We start from the raw sequence: 2,529 nt of genomic DNA, 5'->3' as shown, positions 1-2,529 counted from the left end.
AATTAATCGAGAGTGATGGTGAGGAAAGTAAAGCATCCGATATAGATAAAAAAGCTACAAATAGATTAGTTGAAGGTCTAACTACTCAAGCAACAAATATTGCGTTAGAACATCAAGAAAGCATAGAAAATAGTATTATTACTTTTAAGACTAATTTAGGGGAGATCGCGAAAAAGGCAGGTAAGGATATAAAACCAATTTTTATATTCGTAGATGAGTTAGACAGATGTAGACCTAGTTATGCCATTGAACTACTTGAGACAATTAAACATTTATTCCAAATACCGCGCGTTTACTTTGTTGTTGCTACTGCATCTGAGCAATTAAGTCATTCAATCAAGGCTATTTATGGTAATAATTTTGAATCTAAAAAATACCTAAATAGATTTTTCGATCAAATTTATCATCTACCACCACCAAATCGCTTGTCTTACTCAGAGTACTTATGGAAAACAGAGCTTGTTAATGATGATAAGTTAATTGCTGTGCATAAAAGTGGTAATGCTTATTTGCTGGCTCAAACAGCTCTTTTATGTGATGCGGGTTTACGAGATATTGAACAAGCCATAAAGATTTTACAAGCAATTCAGCTAACAACTGAAGAAAGGCTATATACGTTACCGTTAGTATTTTTAGCTATCCTAAAAATCAGTAAGCCAGAATTATATAAAATTACGATACCAATGTGGAAAGATAAATTTCGAACTAACTCCAGTCAAGATTGGAGTGTTTTTATTGAAAAAATGAGTAACCCTGAATCAAACTTGGACTCAAATAAAGCCTATGAAGGTAAAATTATTAGCATTATAAGTAAGTTACTAGGAAAAACCGGAATAAAATCTTCAGAAATTCAACAATGTTCAGCGGAGCTTGGCGACATGATCCTATATGACTTTAGCTTTAACCAAAATCGACAGTTTTCGATATTACATTACCCTGAGTTAGTTGAGCGTGCAGGTCGTTTTATATCTTAAAGAAAGGGGAAAACTCCCTTTTCGTATTAATGAGCAAAAATAATCAGAGCTAAAGTATACTTAGAGCTTGTAGCTCGAATCGCGCAGCTGTTACCTATGAAAACATTTAAATCACTAATCTCTACTTAATAAGCACTAAATACGCTAAAATTACAGGCTAATTTTTTAGCAATAAGCCCACAACTATTATGACCTCAGCCACAAGCCCTAGCACTTTTTCCGAACTTGGCCTTATTCCAGAGCTATTAGCTCGATTAATCGATTTGGAATATACCCAGCCTACACCTATTCAAGCTAAGGCTATACCTAGTGTGCTTGCGGGTAGTGACCTAATTGCAGGGGCAAATACCGGTTCAGGTAAAACAGCAACGTTTGCATTACCTATGTTGCAAAAAGCTTTCCTTGAGCAGGGCGCTAAAAATACTGCCAGCAAAGGTAATTTTGTAACGGGGCTTATTTTAGTACCGACGCGTGAGCTTGCTACGCAAGTGGCCGATAGCGTTAAATCGTATTCTGCTAACTTTAATGGTGCAATTAAAACAGTTGCAGTGTTTGGTGGTGTGTCGGTTAATACACAAATGCAGGCTCTACGCGGCGGCGCGGATATTATTGTGGCAACACCTGGTCGCTTACTTGATTTAATCTCAAGCAATGCGATTAAGCTCGATAATGTAACTACGCTTGTGCTTGATGAAGCCGACCGTATGCTAAGCCTTGGCTTTACCGAAGAGCTGGCTGACCTTTTAGCGTTAATGCCTGCTAAAAAACAAACCATGTTGTTTTCAGCTACTTTCCCTGAGCAAGTTAAGCTATTAACGCAAGAGCTTTTAAACGACCCAGTTGAAATACAAGTACAAAACAAAGATGAAAGCACCTTAGTACAGCGTGTTTTTACCGTAAACAAAGGTGAAAAAACCACAGTTTTAGCACATTTAATTAAAACGCATAAATGGCGCCAAGCGCTGATTTTTGTCAATGCTAAAAAAGACTGTGAGCATTTAGTGGCTAAGCTTGAAAAACGCGGTGTTAATGCACAAGTTTTCCATGGCGATAAAGGCCAAAGTGAACGTACTCGCGTAATAGAAAAATTTAAAGCGGGCGAAATCGAAGTACTTATCGCAACCGATATTGCTGCACGTGGTTTGGATATTGAAAAGCTGCCAGTGGTAATAAACTTTAATCTACCACGCAGTCCTGCTGATTACATGCACCGTATTGGTCGAAGCGGCCGTGCTGGTGAAGTAGGCTTAGCGCTTTCATTGGTTGATTATGAAGATTTGCATCACTTTAAAATAATCGAGAAGAAAAACAAACTACGCCTAGAGCGTGAAGAAGTAACCGGTTTTGCTGTAAACCAAGCAAACCTTGATGCAGCTGATGCGCTTAAAAATGAAAAGCCAATGGCAAAACCAGAAGGCACAGGCAAGAAAAAGAAAAAAAATAAAGCCGATGATATAGATGATGTATGGAGTGGCTGGCGCCGTAAGTAACAATAGAGCTAAATAAATAGCTGTAAAAACCCGTAATTAGTAAACCTAATTACGGGTTTTTTGTT

General features: G+C 37.8%; 2 protein-coding genes. Both read left to right on the top strand.

Translation table 11 applies throughout. The features are described from left to right. On the top strand, positions 1 to 974 hold a 974-nt coding region (locus GQR46_RS18635), incomplete at its 5' end, for a P-loop NTPase fold protein (protein WP_240922923.1). A gap of 188 nt (positions 975 to 1,162) precedes the next feature. Continuing rightward, positions 1,163 to 2,464: a DEAD/DEAH box helicase gene (locus tag GQR46_RS18630; protein ID WP_165742017.1), complete on the top strand. Its 1,302-nt coding sequence runs from the start codon at positions 1,163 to 1,165 to the stop codon at positions 2,462 to 2,464. Positions 2,465 to 2,529: the final 65 nt, after the last annotated feature.

This window comes from Pseudoalteromonas sp. Z1A6, assembly GCF_011378745.1.
In the GTDB taxonomy this organism is placed as follows: Bacteria; Pseudomonadota; Gammaproteobacteria; order Enterobacterales; family Alteromonadaceae; genus Pseudoalteromonas; species Pseudoalteromonas arctica.
The sequence above is the reverse complement of the archived record's forward strand: the minus strand, read 5'-3'. Positions and strand labels throughout refer to the sequence as shown.